At 25.0% G+C, this 1482-nt stretch carries 1 rRNA gene; it reads right to left on the bottom strand.

Annotation, left to right across the window (positions count from 1 at the left end):
- Positions 1-1365: 1365 nt before the first annotated feature.
- Positions 1366-1482: ribosomal RNA gene (gene rrf / locus K0039_RS20010) — 5S ribosomal RNA — on the bottom strand.

The raw sequence follows: 1482 nt of genomic DNA, 5'->3' as shown, positions 1-1482 counted from the left end.
GCTCAGACTAATCATTATCTGAATATCTGGCTTGGTTTGTTTGTTGTTTCAGTTTAATTCTTAAAGAATTAATTTATTGTTAACCTACTGTTTAATTTTCAAAGTTCTTTGCTTGTTTCAGCTTCTTCATTCTATCAAAGCTGTTTTTCTTTGTCAACTACTTTTTTTAAGAAATTTTCGTTGACGTTTTGTCCCTGTCTCAAGGACAAGTAATACTATATCATCGTAAATTATATTGGTCAATAGTTTTTTCAAACTTTTTTATATATAATTTTATAAAAAACTTATTAACACACTTCATTTTACTTTATCCACATTATAAACAGTCTCAAATTGCTATATATTCTAAATAATTATTTTTTATCCACAACTAATGGTTAATAGTGTTAATAAATTTTTTTTATTAAATAATAAGTATTTGTTATTAAATATTTTATTCACATCTATTAATATACTCAAAGTAAAAACAATTATTCATAGTTTTTTAATAATTATTTAATTATAATCGCTTACCCCCTTACTTCTATTTTTTATAAATAAATTAATATTTTTCTCAACGTATCCAAGGTCTGAAAGAAGTATAAGTATTTTAGGTTTACATTTAAAATTTATTATATTTAATACTATATGCAAACTACACTAAACTTTCACTTTTTAACAACCTTTTATAGCTTTAATACCTGTTAGATAATTTACTTAAATCATTTATGTCATTAGCAACATTACAAGAAATAACATAACTATGTTTATTATCAATCGTAGTTTAAACATTGTAACAAATTACATTTTATAATTTTAATATTTGAATCTATAATCGATATTTGTTTAATATTTTAACTTTCATACCTAATTTTATTTTTGTAGTTTTTATTTGCTTAATTTATATTCTTCTAAGTTTTCTTGTAAATCGTCTATATTTTATATAGCTACCATTTTGTCATGTCCCTCTATATTGCTATCAGACACAATTCTTTCTATATATTTATTAATTTTTTAGTCTATACACTCTATTTTTTGTAAACTCAAATGATTTTTTTACCGCCACTTTCTCTTGCCTTTGTTCAATCTATTGCTGCTTAGCTTTTCATCAATCTTCTATATTTTAATAATAGTCTAAAACATTTTAAAATATAGCAAATACACATTTATTATATTTCAATAAATAATAGCTACCATAATCAGGTATATTTCGTATGTTTGGGTTTACTTCATTTGTTAATCATTCTATCAAATAAATATACGATAGATGGCGTAACACACGACAGGAAAATTTATGTTTCTCATCTACTAAACAAGCTAAAGTTCATATAAAAAAAGCATACCTATTCGGTATGCCTATAAATATCTTTAATAATAAAAAAGATTACGTGGCTACGTGCTACTCTCCCAGGGGGTCGCCCCCCAAGTACCATCGCCGCTCAAGAGCTTAACTTCTGTGTTCGGAATGGGAACAGGTGTATCCTCTTTGCTATAATAACCACA

The organism is Terrisporobacter mayombei, assembly GCF_020748465.1.
Classification (GTDB): Bacteria; Bacillota; Clostridia; order Peptostreptococcales; family Peptostreptococcaceae; genus Terrisporobacter; species Terrisporobacter mayombei.
Note: the sequence above shows the minus strand (reverse complement) of the source record. Positions and strands in the feature narration are given on the sequence as shown.